This window comes from Serratia sp. AS12, assembly GCF_000214195.1.
GTDB lineage: Bacteria > Pseudomonadota > Gammaproteobacteria > Enterobacterales > Enterobacteriaceae > Serratia > Serratia plymuthica.
This window is the reverse complement of the sequence record NC_015566.1, coordinates 521,930-535,781: the sequence shown is the minus strand read 5'-3', so window position 1 is coordinate 535,781 and position 13,852 is coordinate 521,930. Positions and strand designations below refer to the sequence as shown.

The window sequence follows — 13,852 nt, the reverse complement described above, 5'->3', positions numbered from 1 at the left end:
ATTTGCCAGGAGAAAGCATGAAAAACGCCATGTGTTTTGTTAGCCGCAACCGACAAAACCAACCGCCAATCGGCGGCCAACTGCCGTTGTTTCTCCTGTTGCTAAACCGATCGTTTCAAGCCCCTCGTTGAGGGGCTTTTTTTTGCCTTAAAAAGCCCCGCGCCACGGGCACGAGTCGAGGAGAGTGAAAAATGGCCAACCCGCTGTATCACAAACATATCATCTCTATTAACGATCTCAGCCGCGAGGATCTGGAGCTGGTGCTGCGCACCGCCGCCAGCCTGAAAGCCACCCCGCAGCCCGAGTTGCTCAAGCACAAGGTGATCGCCAGCTGCTTCTTCGAAGCCTCGACCCGCACCCGCCTGTCGTTCGAAACCTCGATGCATCGCCTCGGTGCCTCGGTGGTCGGTTTTGCCGACGGCAGCAATACGTCGCTGGGCAAGAAAGGCGAAACGCTGGCCGACACCATCTCGGTCATCGGCACCTACGTAGACGCCATCGTGATGCGTCACCCGCAGGAAGGCGCCGCGCGGCTGGCGACGGAATTTTCCGGCGGTGTCCCGGTGCTCAACGCCGGCGACGGCGCCAACCAGCACCCGACCCAAACGCTGCTCGACCTGTTCACCATCCAGGAAACCCAGGGCCGCCTGAACAACATCAATATCGCCATGGTCGGCGACCTGAAATACGGCCGCACCGTACACTCGCTGGCGCAGGCGCTGGCCAAGTTCGAAGGCAACCGCTTCTACTTTATCGCCCCGGATGCGCTGGCGATGCCGACTTACATCCTGAAAATGCTCGAAGAAAAAGGCATCGAATACAGCCTGCACAGCAGCATTGAAGAAGTGGTGCCGGAGCTGGATATTCTCTACATGACCCGTGTGCAGAAAGAGCGTCTGGATCCTTCGGAATACGCCAACGTGAAGGCGCAGTTTGTGCTGCGCGCGGCGGATCTGGCCGGCGCGCGCGCCAATCTCAAAGTGCTGCACCCGCTGCCGCGCATCGACGAGATCACCACCGACGTGGATACCACGCCGTACGCCTACTACTTCCAGCAGGCAGGCAACGGCATCTTCGCCCGCCAGGCACTGCTGGCGCTGGTATTAAACGCAGATTTGGCTCTTTAAGGGGGAACCGTCATGACTCAGGATAACAAACTGCAGGTTGAAGCGATCAAGTGCGGTACGGTGATTGACCATATTCCGGCGCAGGTGGGCTTTAAGCTGCTGACGCTGTTCAAATTGACCGCCACCGACCAGCGCATCACCATCGGCCTGAACCTGCCCTCCAACGAGCTGGGCCGCAAAGACCTGATCAAAATCGAGAACACCTTCCTGACCGAGCAGCAGGCCAACCAGCTGGCGATGTACGCGCCGAAAGCCACGGTGAACCGCATCGACAACTACGAAGTGGTGCGCAAGCTGACCCTCAGCCTGCCGGACCATATCGACGGCGTGCTGACCTGCCCGAACGGCAACTGCATCAGCCGCAGCGAGCCGGTGGCGTCCAGTTTCGGCGTGAAATCCCGCGATGGCGAAGTGCATCTGAAATGCCGCTACTGCGAGAAAGAGTTCGACCATCAGGTAGTGCTGCAGGCGGATTGAAATATACCCATTTGCCGGGAACGACGCTGTTAATCCGCTCGTCACTCCCTATAATGGAATGCCGTAGGGGGCGAATTTATTCGCCCCCTACGGCGAGCACACGCAGCCGACCACGCTGCAGTTTGAAAGACAAATGGTATACCCAAAATAATTGGAGTTGCGTCAAGGCGGCAAGGGAACTCATCCCGATGAGCTTACTGTAGTAAGTGATTCGGGTGGGTGAGCGCAGCCAACACAGAGGTAGCTTCAAGTATGACGGGTATATATCAGGAGAAAAAATGTCACGTAGCATCAGCACTGAACTCGCCCCGGCAGCCATTGGTCCTTACGTGCAGGGCGTTGATCTGGGCAGCATGATCATCACTTCCGGCCAGATCCCGGTGGATCCGAAAACCGGCGCAGTGGCCGACGACGTATCCGCACAGGCACGCCAGTCGCTGGAAAACGTTAAAGCGATCGTTGAAGCCGCCGGCCTGAAAGTCGCCGACATCGTGAAAACCACGGTGTTCGTGAAAGATCTGAACGATTTCGCCACCGTAAACGCCGCTTACGAAAGCTTCTTCACCGAGCACAACGCGCCGTTCCCGGCCCGTTCCTGCGTCGAAGTGGCCCGTCTGCCGAAAGACGTGAAAATCGAGATCGAAGCCATCGCCGTTCGTCGTTAATTCCACGACCACCGCGCCCAACGGTCAGCCATCGGCTGGCCGTTTTTATTTGTCCCGCCTGAAGCAACGATCCGTTAGGGTGCGCTATCAGGGATCATAGTTAACCCAACGCACCACAATTTCGCCCCATTTTAAGGCAACGCCCGCCGCGCCTGCACCCAAATCGCGCTTTCCCCTGCCCTTTTCCTGCTTTTTACGCCGCTTTTCGCCTCTTTCACATTTTGGCACATTTTATGCTCGATCTTGTTACAGCCTGCAATGTCAACGAGGTGACGATGCTAAATATCGACCTGTCCGCTTCACCGTTTTTTGATGAGATGCTTCTGGCTGAGGGTAAACACCGGGGCCATTACGAAGCTTACTGGCATTGGCTGCAACAGGCCGACCAAAAGGCTATTCAGCGCAAAAGAGAAGAGGCTGCACTGTTGTTTCACCGGGTGGGCATTACCTTTAATGTTTACGGTGAGGATGACGGCGCCGAACGGTTGATCCCGTTCGACAGCGTGCCGCGCATCATCCCCGCCAGCGAATGGGCGATGCTCGATCGCGGCATTCGTCAGCGCGTACAGGCGCTCAACGCCTTTCTGCACGATATCTACCATCAGCAGCATATTCTGAAAGCCGGGATTATTCCGGCCGAGCAGGTGCTGGCTAACGATCAATATCAGCCCTGCATGCAGGGGGTCGATCTGCACCGCAATATTTACGCGCACATCGTCGGCGTGGATATGGTGCGCGGTGGCGACGGCCAGTATTACGTGCTGGAGGACAATCTTCGCACCCCATCCGGCGTGTCCTACATGCTGGAAAACCGCAAGATGATGATGCGCCTGTACCCGGAACTGTTCGCCCAGCAGCGCATCGCCCCGGTGGAGCGCTACCCGTCGCACCTGCTGCAAACCCTGCGCGAAAGCTCGCCGATTAACGATCCCACCGTGGTGGTGCTGACGCCGGGCCGTTTCAACAGCGCCTATTTCGAGCACAGCTTCCTGGCCCAGCAGATGGGCGTGGAGCTGGTTGAAAGCGCCGATCTGTTCGTCAAGGACGGCGCGGTGTTTATGCGCACCACCGCCGGGCCGTGCAAGGTGGATGTGATCTACCGCCGGGTGGACGACGCCTTCCTCGATCCGCTGGCGTTCCGCCCGGACTCGATGCTCGGCGTGCCGGGGCTGCTTTCCGTCTATCGCGCCGGCAACGTGGTGCTGGCGAACGCCATAGGTACCGGCGTGGCCGACGACAAGTCGATCTACCCGTACGTGCCGGACATGGTGCGCTTCTATCTGCAGGAAGAGCCGATCCTCAACAACGTGCCCACCTGGCAGTGCCGCCACAAGAATGAGCTGTCGTACGTGCTGGCGAACCTGGAACAGATGGTGGTGAAAGAGGTTCACGGCGCCGGCGGTTACGGCATGCTGATTGGGCCGGCGGCGACCAAAGACGAAATCGCCCACTTCCGCGCGCTGCTGCTGGCCAAACCGCATAACTACATTGCGCAGAACACGCTGGCGCTGTCGACCTGCCCGACCTTTGTCAACGATGGCCTGGCGCCGCGTCATATCGATCTGCGGCCGTTCGCCCTGAGCGGTGCGGAAATTCGCCTGGTGCCCGGCGGCCTGACGCGCGTAGCGCTGGCGCAAGGCTCACTGGTGGTCAACTCGTCACAAGGCGGGGGAACCAAGGATACCTGGGTGTTGGAGGATGACGCATGCTGAGCCGAACTGCCAGTGAACTCTATTGGATGGCCCGCTATCTGGAGCGGGCGGAAAGCATCGCCCGGGTGCTCGACGTGACCAACAAACTGTCGATGATGCCGATCCGCGACAGCGAAGATCATGATCTGCAGGTGCCGCTCAACCTGACCGGCACCGGGCAACTGTACGCCGCCGCCTATCCCGATCTGACGATGGCCAATCTGGTGAGCTTTTTTGCGCTCGACAGCCGTAACCACAGCAGCATCTACAGCTGCCTGCAAATGGGCTGGAACAACGCCCATGCGGTGCGCGGCAGCCTGTCTTCCGAAGTCTGGGAATGCATTAACGCCACCTGGATCGAAATGAAGCTGATCCGCCGCCAGGGCATAGGTTCTGTGGGCGCCGACGGCTTCTTCGACTGGGTCAAGGAGCGCTCGCACCTGTTTCGTGGCGCGATGTTCGGCACCCTGCTGCGCAGCGACGCGATGTGCTTTATCCGCCTCGGCACCCTGCTGGAGCGGGCAGACAGCACCGCGCGCCTGCTCGGCGTCAAAAACGAGTTGCTGGATAACGACAACGATCCGGTGCGCGAGTATTACCGCATGGACACGCTGCTGCGGGCCGTCAGCGCACGCGAAGCCTATCACAGCATCTACAAGCAGCAGCTCAGCCGGGAAACCATTGCCGAACTGATGATCCTGCGTAACGAAATCCCGCGCTCCCTGCTGGCTTGCGTCGGCGACATGGTGCAACAGTTGGAGCAGATTGGCGGCAACAGTGCCAACGAACCGCGCCGGCTGGCGCACACGCTGCACGCCGAACTGCGTTTCAGCAGCATGAAGGATCTGAACAAGGTGGGGCTGAGCGACTGGCTGGGCTTATTCCTCGGGCAGATCAACGGCATCGCGGAAAGCATCCATCACACTTACCTGGAGGCGCAATGAAACTGAATATTGAGCACAATACCCATTACACCTACGCCCAGCAGGTGAAGCGCAGCACCCAGTATCTGCGTTTGACGCCGCAGGATTCGCAGCACCAGCGCATCATCTCCTGGCAGTTAACGCTGCCGGAAGACGCGGTGTGCACCACCGATGCCTTCGGCAATGTGCTGCACGTGCTGACGCTGGATCACCCGCATCAGGCGATCACCATTCAGGCCCACGGCGTGGTGGAGATTGAAGACGGCGTAGAGGACCCGACGATGGGGCATCTCTCGCCGCTGGTGTTCCTGCGCCACAGCCCGCTGACTCAGCCCGACAGCGCCATCCAGGCCTTTGCGCTGCGCTATTACCAACCGGAAACGCTGCTTGCCGGGCTGGAAAAACTGATGGGCGATCTGTTGCTGAAAATGCCTTACACACCGGGCGCCACCGAGGTGACCGACAGCGCCGCCCAGGCGTTCGCTTCCGGCAACGGCGTCTGCCAGGACCATACCCATGTCTTTCTGGCCTGCTGCCGCAGCCTGAACATTCCGGCGCGCTACGTCAGCGGTTACCTTTACAGCGAAGATTCCACCCACGTCGCCACCCACGCCTGGGCGGAAGCCTGGGTGGACGAACGCTGGCACAGTTTTGACGTTACCAACAACACCCGCCTGCCGAATCAGCACCTTAAGCTGGCGGTGGGGATCGATTACCTGGATGCCTGCCCGGTACGCGGCATCAGGCTCGGCGGCGGCAGCGAGGATATGCAGACTGTGGCGGCAGTGCAGATGATGCCGGCCAGCCAGGCTCAGGGGCAATAACATCCCCTTGCCGAATGCAGCGGTTTGCGGCACGCTGGGTTTTTCCGGCGTGCCGTCATCGAGCACGGTGTTAATTCGCGTTTGAAGGATTTTGGTATGACCTATTGTGTGGCCATGCGCTTGTCATCCGGGCTGGTGTTTGCTTCCGACTCCCGCACCAATGCCGGGGTGGATCATATCTCCACCTTCCGCAAGCTGCACGTGTTCCAGCAGGACGGCGAGCGCACGCTGGTGCTGCAAAGTGCCGGCAACCTGGCGACGACCCAGAGCATCATCAGCCTGCTGCTGCGCCGCAGCAAGGATGCCGATCGCCCCAACCTGCTCAACGTGCCCAATCTGTATGAAGCCGCCACGCTGGTGGGCGAAACGGTGCGCGAAGTGATCCAGCGCGACAGCGAAGCCCAGCAGAGCGGCAGCACCACCGATTTCAGCTGCAGCCTGCTGCTCGGCGGCCAGATTGACGGCGAAGAGATGCGGCTGTTCCATATCTATCCGCAGGGCAACTTTATCGAAGCCACCCGGGATACGCCCTATTTCCAGATTGGCGAAAGCAAATACGGCAAACCGATTATCGATCGGGTGCTGAATTACGATACCCCGCTGGAGCAGGCGATGCAGTGCGCGCTGATTTCTCTCGACTCCACGCTGCGCAGCAACCTGTCGGTCGGCCTGCCGCTCGACGTGATGATCTACCCGCGCGACAGCTTCAGCAGCCAACAGCAGTACCGCATTACCGAAGATCACCCGCACTTCAGCGCCATTCGCAAAGGCTGGGGCGAAGGGCTGGTCAGCATTTTCAAACAGCTGCCGCCGTTGCAGTTGTAAGTTTTAGGGCTCAGCATGTTGAGCCCTAAATCCCCCCTATTCGATCGCGCAGGCGCGCAGCAGTGCCTCCAGCGGGTAGACCGCCGCAATCACCACTTCGTCGCGCACCTGCGCTGCGGCATCCAATTGCTGTTGTATCTGCCCGGCTTCGGTTTTACTCAACGGCTTACCCTGCTGATAGCGCTCCAACAGCATCAACCCCAGCGTAGACAGCGCACCGACGTCCTGCGCCACCGGAGCCAAATCCTGCAATACCCGGTTACCGGCGACAGTCGTTTTCACCGCTGCGGTGTTCAATTGCCAGCGTTGCAAACGCTCGCGGATCGCCTGCGCCGCTGCGCGATCGTTTTTGTCCTTCAGCAACGCCTCAACCTGTCGCCCCATGTCGCGCACCGCGTTGCTTTCCGGCGGCAGCGCGTCGGCAAAACGGTTCAAAGGTTCGAACTGATGATAATTGCCGGCCTTGAATTTCAGGTGCTGGCGAGTGTAGTACTGCCCAGGCTCCACCGCCTCGGCAAGAATTTGCAGCGGCAAAATCTCCACGCTGTTCGCCAGCCGGGTGAATTCGCGGGCAGTTTCGGCATGCTGCTGCAAGCCCACCGACACCACCGACCAGGCATCCACCGCCGCCAACCGTTGGTACATGTTGTTTTCATCGGTCACATCCTGCGCCGACCACAGCCGCTCCGCCACCGCAAAGGCCCGCGGCCACAGCTTGAGATCGAGGATCGGCGCACGGACGTTTTCCGCCCACAGCGCCGCCTCGCCGCCGAGAATATTGGCCCGCTGCTTCGCCCCCGGCACCACCGGCATTTTGCCCGCCGGGATCGCCGCCAGCCTGCTGCCGCTGGTCGGGTAGCGCACGTTGCCGATCAGCGTATAGCCGCTCAGTTGGTCCTGTTGCAGCCTGAATACCGGGCGCGTCTCGCCCATCCAGCTGTCGAGGCGGAAGGTTACCTGCTGCGGAGAACGCCAGACGATATCGTGCAACGCACGGCGGGATTTGCCGTTGAAGTCGATAAAACCACGCCAGCCCTGCTTGCCTTCGATCAAAGTAAAACTGCCTTCTACTGCGCTGCCCTTCAGGCGCGGCATGCTGAACTGCCAGCTCTGTGCCTGCTCAGCGGGCTGTACCTCGGTATCTACCCCCAGCGGCTGGGGTAAAATTTCGTTGCGATAGTGATAGGCGGTGCTCTGCGGTTGGTCGAGGTAGAAACCGGTGGACAGAATGCCCTGGTAGCCGTCCTGCGCACTGGCGCCAAGCGAATCCGGCCCCTGCCAGGACTGGATGACAATGGTGCGCGGCAGCGACGGGTGATAAATCTCATCCCAGCCAACCATGCGCCGCTGGTGCTGTTCGAGGATTTTCTCCAGCTTCTGGTTGAAGTAGGCTTGCAGCGCATGGGTATCCGCCAGCTGATTTTTTTGCATAAACGCCTGAATCGAGGCCGATGCCTTCCACTGGCTGGCGTCGACTTCATCACCGCCGATATGCAGGTAGGGATCGGGGAAAATCGCCGCCAATTCGCCGATGATCGCGTCAACGAACCGATAAACCTCGTCGCGGGTCGGATCGAGCGTCGGCTTGTGCACGCCCCACTCGCGCTCCATCGGATACGGCCCCGGCGCGCTCATTAATTCCGGGTAAGCCACGGCGATGCTGGAGGCATGGCCCGGCAGATCGATTTCCGGCACCACCCGGATGCCGCGCGCCGTGGCGTAGGCCACCACCTGTTGCATCTGTTCGCGGGTATAGAACTGGCCGTCGCTGGCCAGCTGTTGCAGTTTGGGGTAGAGCTCAGAAGCAAAGCGCCAGCCTTGATCGTCGGTCAGATGCCAATGGAAGACATTGAGTTTGGCCGCCGCCATGCCGTCGAGCTGGCGCAGGATATCAGGCAGCGGCAAGAAATGGCGCGCCGAATCCAGCAGCACGCCGCGCCACGGGAAACGCGGCACATCGGCAATCGTCACCAGCGGCAAGAAGGTGTTTTGGCCGTCGGTCTGCACCAGTTGCAACAGGGTTTCCATGCCGTGCAGCGCGCCGAAGCGGGTATTGGCGGTCAGTGTGGCGCCCTGCGGCGTCACCGTCAGCTTGTAGCTTTCATCGCTGCCGAGCAGTGGCTGAGCGGCCACTTTATCTTTGATATTCACCTGAATCGCCGCGCCCTCGGCTTTTGCGGTTTGCGGTGCCAGCGTCCAACCGGTCTGCAGTTCGATGCGTTGCCGCCAGCGCAGCTCCGCCTCTGCCAGATCGTCGCCCTGCACCTTAAACGTGAGGCGGTGATCCAGCACCAGCCTGCCCGCCGGCTGCGTCAGTTCGACCTGCTGTGGCCAGGGCATCAGCGGCAGCGAGCCAGCCGGTTGGGCCAACGCGCCGAGGGAAAGCAATAACGATGAAGCCAGTAGCGTATAACGGAGCGGTCTATGCATCAGAAATTCCTCGAAGGAAAAAAATCAATAAAAACAGCGAAGCTGTCAATAAAGACTGAGCATAGTTCAGATGTCCAACCGCAAAGATGAAAAGCCGGGGTGGATCACAGAGGCCCTCTCTTGCAGCGCAGAGAGGGCTTGAGGGATTACTGCCAGCCGTAGCGGCGCACGAACCAGCCTTTCACGCACTGGGTCAGCACCATATAACCGGCCAGGATCAGCACCAGCCACGGGAAATAACCGAGCGGTAGCGCCTGCAATTGCAGGAAACCCGCCAACGGCGAGAAGGTCAGACCGATGCCGGTGGCGATCACCGCCAACGTCATGATGCACAGCGGCCATGAAGGGCGGCTCTGGATAAACGGTATTTTGCGTGTGCGGATCATATGCACAATCAGCGTTTGCGACAGCAGCCCTTCCACGAACCAGCCGGACTGGAACAGCGTCTGCATTTCCGGCGTATTGGCCTTGAATACCCACCACATCAGGCAGAAGGTCAGCACGTCAAAGATCGAGCTTATTGGCCCAAAAAACACCATAAAGCGCCCCAGATCGCTGGAGTTCCAGCGCTGCGGCTGAGTAATTTGATCCTCGTCGACGTTGTCGAACGGAATGGCGATCTGAGAAATGTCGTACATCAGGTTCTGGATCAGCAGATGCAGCGGCAGCATCGGCAGGAACGGCAAGAAAGCGCTGGCGATCAGCACGCTGAACACGTTGCCGAAGTTGGAGCTGGCAGTCATCTTGATGTACTTCAGCATGTTGGCAAAGGTGCGGCGCCCCTCGATCACCCCCTGCTCCAGCACCATCAGGCTTTTTTCCAGCAGGATGATGTCTGCCGCTTCCTTGGCGATATCCACCGCTGAATCGACGGAAATGCCGATATCCGCCGCCCGCAGCGCCGGGGCGTCGTTGATGCCGTCGCCCATAAAGCCGACCACGTGCCCCTGCTGACGCAACAGCTTGACGATGCGCTCCTTGTGCATCGGCGTCAGTTTGGCGAACACCGTGGTGCGCGCGGCCGCCTGCGCCAACTGCTCGTCCGTCATGTGTTCGATTTCACTGCCGCACAGCACGTGATCTGCCGCCAGCCCGACGTCTTTACAGACCTTGGCCGCCACCAGCTCGTTATCGCCAGTGAGGATCTTCACCGTCACGCCGTTTTTCTTCAACGCCGCCAGCGCCGGTGCGGTGCTCTCCTTTGGCGGATCGAGGAAGGCCACATAGCCTTCGAGGATCAGATCGGATTCGTCGGCCACGCCGTATTCATGCGTCTGCGCCGGCAGGATCTTGTTGGCCACCGCCACCACTCGCAGCCCCTGCTGGTTAAGATCGTCGGTGATGCGCCGAATGCGCGCTAGCAGCGCATCGCTGAGCGGATGAACGTCATCTTCCTGACGCACGTGGCTGCAAATCGCCAGCATTTCCTCCAGCGCGCCCTTGCAGATCAGCTCGTGATATTGCGCGTCTTTGGCGACCACCACCGACATGCGGCGGCGTTCAAAATCAAACGGGATCTCATCCACCTTGCGATAATGCTGTAGTGCATCCGGCTGCTGGTTCTGTTCCGCACAGCTCAGCACCGCCACGTCGAGCAGGTTTTTCAGCCCGGTCTGGTAGAAGCTGTTCAGCCAGGCGTAACGCAGCACCCGGTCGCTGTTGGCACCGAACACGTCGGTGTGGCGTTCCAGTACGATTTTATCCTGGGTCAGGGTACCGGTTTTGTCGGTGCACAGAATGTCCATGGCGCCAAAGTTCTGGATCGCGTCCAGGCGTTTGACGATCACTTTCTGTTGCGACAGCTTCACCGCCCCTCTGGCCAGGGTGGTGGTCACGATCATCGGCAGCATTTCCGGCGTCAGCCCCACCGCCACCGACAGCGCGAACAGCGCCGCTTCCCACCAGTCGCCCTTGGTGTAGCCGTTGATCAACAGCACAATCGGCGTCATCACCAGCATAAAGCGGATCAGCAGCCAGCTGACCTTGCTGATGCCGCTCTGGAAGGCGTTCGGTTGTTCATCCTGGCTGGTGACGCGCTGCGCCAACTGGCCGAAATAGGTGTCGCCGCCGGTGCCGATCACCATCGCCAGCGCGGTGCCGCTCACCACGTTGGTGCCCATAAAGCACAGGTTCTGGCATTCCAGCGGATCCTCCGCCACCCCGTGCGGTTCGGCGATCTTTTCCACCGGCAGAGATTCGCCGGTCAGCGCCGCCTGGCTGATAAACAGATCCTTGGCCGACAGCACGCGCAGATCCGCTGGGATCATGTCCCCCGCCGCCAGCTTGATGATATCGCCCGGCACCAACTGGGCAATCGGCAGTTCAAGGTGTTCGCTTTTACCGGTCAGCGCGTCGCTGCGAATGACCGTGGCGGTATTGCTGACCATCGCTTTCAGCGCGTCCGCCGCCTTATTGGAACGCGCTTCCTGAACGAAATGCAGCAGCGTGGAGATCAGCACCATCAGGCCGATCACCAGCGCGCCGGTCAGGTCTTCGGTGGCGTAGGAGATAAGCCCCAGCACCGTCAACAGCAGATTGAACGGGTTGCGATAGCAGTGCCATAAATGGCGCCACCAGGATTCCACCTGCTGGTTCTCAATCACGTTGGCGCCAAAGCGCTGGCGCAGTTGTTCCGCCTCATGGACGGTAATGCCTTCCGGGTGGCTGTGGAAACGCTCGTAAAGCTGGGTCGCATCGGCGGCGGCGCATTCCAGCCGTTGCTGGGCCATGCCGGCGGGCAGTTCGTGCGCTGTGCCGCTGACGCCTTCCAGCAGAGGATCGCGCCGAATCAGGCGGCGCGGCAAATTACGGCTGAGCAGGCCCAGCAGCTGACGGGGGATATTTTTAAGTTTCATTATTCGCACCTCGTCACCCGCAACCTCACGGCGGCGGGTAAACGCACAATTGCCCGGATGAAGCTTTCGGACACGCCAAAAAGCCTCTGCCGGGGCAGATTCTTGTATTTTTAAAAGCAGCAGGAGCGAACGACAGCGCGCGCGACCGGTTACCGTTTATTTCACCGGTAAAACAGCAGCGCAAAGCGGAGAGGTTTTACCGGTGAGCCGAATGGGTGTCTATTGGGGTCGGATCGGGATCCATACGGGTAATAACCTCCGGTAAATAAAAAGATCGAACGACAAGAGCGGCCGTTCAGCGCAGTACGAAGATCCCCGCATTGCGCCAAGATCCGTACTGGAAAATAGGCTATGCTGACGGGCATTCATCGCAGGCCGCCAGATTACGCCTTTTAACCTAAACGATAAGTAAACCATGCAAAACCGGCTGACCATCAAGGACATCGCCCGCCTGAGCGGCGTGGGGAAATCCACCGTATCGCGCGTATTGAACAACGAAGGCAGCGTGAGCCCGCAAACCCGTGAACGGGTAGAAGCGGTGATCCGCCAGCAGGGGTTTACGCCGTCCAAATCGGCGCGCGCCATGCGCGGGCAGAGCGACAAAGTGGTGGGGATTATCGTTTCCCGCCTCGATTCGCCGTCGGAAAACCAGGCGGTGCGCACCATGCTGCCGCTGCTGTATCAGCAGGGTTATGACCCGATCGTGATGGAAAGCCAGTTTGAAACCCGCCTGGTGGAAGAGCATCTGCACGTGCTGCAACAGCGCAATGTCGACGGGGTGATCCTGTTCGGTTTCACCGGCCTGACGGCGGCCATGCTCAGCCCCTGGCAGGAAAAAATGGTGGTGCTGGCGCGCGAATACGACGGTTTTTCATCGGTTTGCTACGACGACGATGGTGCAGTCCGGCTGCTGATGGAACGCCTGCAACAGCAGGGCCACCGGCATATCAGCTATCTGGGGGTGCAACTTGCCGATGCCACCACCGGCCTGCGCCGCCATCAGGCTTATCTCGACGCCTGCCGCCAGCAGCGGATCACCCCGAGCGTCGCCTTGGGCGAACTGAGCTACCAGAGCGGTTTTCAACTGGCCGCCGAAGTGATTGGCCCGCAAACCACCGCGCTGGTGTGCGCCTCCGACACCATCGCCCTCGGCGCCATCAAATACCTGCAACAGCAGCACATCGCCCCGCTGCAAGTCTGCGGCATCGGCAATACGCCGCTGCTTAACTTCCTGTTCCCCGAGACGTTTTCGGTAGAACTGGGCTACGGCAGTGCCGGGTTGCAGGCCGCCCAACAACTGCTGGGCCAGCTCAGCGGCGAACAGGGCATCCGCCAAATCATCGTGCCCAGCAAACTCGCCTGACGGCGGGGTTTGTTGGCCGCTTATGCGCTGAAATAAAAACGCTCAAGGCCGCCCTTCGTAACCATCCCAGTAGGTGGCAATGGCAGAATCCAGCAGGATCTGCCGTTGTTTTTTCGGGTTATCCGTCGAATATTTGCGATTGATAAATATCCCTTTTTGCCCTACGTCACTAAGGAATTCAGGGCTGCGGAACTCGGCCTCCCTCTGCTGTGCCTGCTGGCGCGTCATGCCATTAGCCCGATCGGTTTTCCCTATCTGATAGAACTGGTCAAAAAACGGAATGGACGATTTTATCGAGTCCGAAATCTGCGTACGGGTATTGGGATCAAAGTGCACCTGAGCCAGTTGATGAATGGCATGCCGGGCGTGACGTTCAGGGCTGGTTTGCTGGCTGGCGCAAGCGCTCAGCAACAGCGCGGAACACAAGATAAGGGTACGGCGGGCTATCAGATTCATTATTCTTCCTTGAAAAGTGTATTGCGATACCGCCACCGGCATCACGTTGAAAAAGCATTGAGTATCGATGTCTGCAACCGACCTCTTGCCCAATAAGGGAAAGGTAACTGAGTTTGATGACAAAGTTGTCTTTGAACCCGAGATACCCGGGCCTAGCGCACCGAGGGGCGCTCCGGCGGCAAGCAGCTACGACCCCTTCGGCACGCTCTCCCTAAT

General features: G+C 59.6%; 11 protein-coding genes. 8 read left to right on the top strand and 3 right to left on the bottom strand.

Features of this window, described 5'->3' with window-relative positions; translation table 11 throughout:
• Positions 1 to 191 precede the first annotated feature (191 nt).
• From pyrB to SERAS12_RS02465, 7 genes are all read left to right on the top strand, one after another.
• Complete coding sequence (pyrB, locus tag SERAS12_RS02495; RefSeq protein WP_013811323.1) at positions 192 to 1,127, top strand: aspartate carbamoyltransferase; 936 nt, start codon at positions 192 to 194, stop codon at positions 1,125 to 1,127.
• Positions 1,128 to 1,139: 12 nt separating this feature from the next.
• Positions 1,140 to 1,604 carry an aspartate carbamoyltransferase regulatory subunit gene (gene pyrI, locus SERAS12_RS02490; RefSeq protein ID WP_013811322.1) on the top strand — a complete coding sequence of 155 codons (465 nt, stop codon included), beginning with the start codon at positions 1,140 to 1,142 and terminating at the stop codon, positions 1,602 to 1,604.
• A gap of 278 nt (positions 1,605 to 1,882) precedes the next feature.
• Positions 1,883 to 2,269, top strand: a complete 387-nt coding sequence (ridA, locus tag SERAS12_RS02485) for a 2-iminobutanoate/2-iminopropanoate deaminase (RefSeq protein WP_013811321.1) — start codon at positions 1,883 to 1,885, stop codon at positions 2,267 to 2,269.
• A 275-nt stretch (positions 2,270 to 2,544) separates the two neighbouring features.
• The gene (locus SERAS12_RS02480) at positions 2,545 to 3,981 is read left to right on the top strand and encodes a circularly permuted type 2 ATP-grasp protein (protein WP_006323352.1); all 1,437 of its coding nucleotides are present in this window, start codon (positions 2,545 to 2,547) and stop codon (positions 3,979 to 3,981) included.
• A complete protein-coding gene (locus tag SERAS12_RS02475) occupies positions 3,975 to 4,904 on the top strand; it encodes an alpha-E domain-containing protein (RefSeq protein ID WP_006323351.1) in 930 nt (309 codons plus the stop codon). The genes SERAS12_RS02480 and SERAS12_RS02475 overlap by 7 nt, the downstream gene beginning before the upstream one ends.
• Positions 4,901 to 5,707 (top strand): transglutaminase family protein, encoded by an 807-nt coding sequence (locus SERAS12_RS02470; RefSeq protein WP_013811320.1) that lies wholly within the window; start codon positions 4,901 to 4,903, stop codon positions 5,705 to 5,707. Before SERAS12_RS02475 ends, SERAS12_RS02470 begins: the two co-directional genes overlap by 4 nt.
• A gap of 96 nt (positions 5,708 to 5,803) precedes the next feature.
• The gene (locus tag SERAS12_RS02465) at positions 5,804 to 6,532 is read left to right on the top strand and encodes a proteasome-type protease (protein ID WP_013811319.1); all 729 of its coding nucleotides are present in this window, start codon (positions 5,804 to 5,806) and stop codon (positions 6,530 to 6,532) included.
• 36 nt (positions 6,533 to 6,568) lie between these two features.
• Here the strand turns inward: SERAS12_RS02465 and SERAS12_RS02460 are convergent, their stop codons facing one another.
• Both SERAS12_RS02460 and mgtA read right to left on the bottom strand, forming a co-directional pair.
• Positions 6,569 to 8,962 carry a beta-N-acetylhexosaminidase gene (locus SERAS12_RS02460; RefSeq protein ID WP_013811318.1) on the bottom strand — a complete coding sequence of 798 codons (2,394 nt, stop codon included), beginning with the start codon at positions 8,960 to 8,962 and terminating at the stop codon, positions 6,569 to 6,571.
• Between the two features lie 146 nt (positions 8,963 to 9,108).
• The gene (gene mgtA / locus SERAS12_RS02455) at positions 9,109 to 11,817 is read right to left on the bottom strand and encodes a magnesium-translocating P-type ATPase (protein WP_013811317.1); all 2,709 of its coding nucleotides are present in this window, start codon (positions 11,815 to 11,817) and stop codon (positions 9,109 to 9,111) included.
• Positions 11,818 to 12,232: 415 nt separating this feature from the next.
• Here mgtA and treR point away from each other — a divergent pair, with 415 nt between their 5' ends.
• Complete coding sequence (treR, locus tag SERAS12_RS02450) at positions 12,233 to 13,180, top strand: trehalose operon repressor TreR (protein ID WP_013811316.1); 948 nt, start codon at positions 12,233 to 12,235, stop codon at positions 13,178 to 13,180.
• Positions 13,181 to 13,222: 42 nt separating this feature from the next.
• Here treR and SERAS12_RS02445 read toward each other — a convergent pair whose 3' ends face one another.
• Positions 13,223 to 13,636: an Exc2 family lipoprotein gene (locus SERAS12_RS02445; RefSeq protein WP_013811315.1), complete on the bottom strand. Its 414-nt coding sequence runs from the start codon at positions 13,634 to 13,636 to the stop codon at positions 13,223 to 13,225.
• Between the last annotated feature and the right edge of the window lie 216 nt (positions 13,637 to 13,852).